The sequence below is a fragment of the Vibrio sp. 10N.261.52.A1 genome, assembly GCF_002876325.1.
GTDB classification, from domain to species: Bacteria; Pseudomonadota; Gammaproteobacteria; order Enterobacterales; family Vibrionaceae; genus Vibrio; species Vibrio chagasii.
The window spans coordinates 1-535 of the sequence record NZ_MCYD01000116.1; the positions used below are offsets into that span (position 1 = coordinate 1).

The window sequence follows — 535 nt, forward strand, 5'->3', positions numbered from 1 at the left end:
CAAACCAAGATGCTCGATAAAGATGGCATCAACATCTATGACGGCGGCGTCATCATTGTCAGCCGCTATCCTATTGTTAACGAAGCTCAATATGTGTTTCCCGACTGCACTGGTACTGACTGTTTTGCTGACAAGGGCGTGAACTACGCAGAGATCATCAAAAATGGACAGGCATATCACGTATTTGGTACTCACACCGCATCGTTCGACACCACAACGGCACGCAACTACCGACAACGTCAATTTAGACAAATGCGCGAGTTAGCCGTATCGCTCGATATCCCTGCATCAGAAACTGTGATTTATAGCGGTGACTTCAACGTTAATAAGCTTAAGTTCCCAAGTGATTACCAAGAGATGTTTGCTAATCTTCAAGCGATTGAACCCGAGTATTCAGGCTATACAGCGTCGACATTCGACCCACGTATTAATAACTTCGCTGGCGAGCCAATGTCTGGTGGGGAAAACGTCGAATACCTAGACTATGTCGTGGTAAGTTCCGAATACGCAGTGAAAGCGCATAACAATAACCGGG

Annotated in this window: 1 protein-coding gene; it reads left to right on the forward strand. The window is 46.2% G+C overall.

Going from position 1 to position 535, the window contains the following annotated elements; all coding sequences use genetic code 11:
- Window positions 1-535, forward strand: a 535-nt coding sequence (locus BCT81_RS01670; RefSeq protein WP_198596821.1) for a sphingomyelin phosphodiesterase, incomplete at both ends; no start/stop codon positions are given.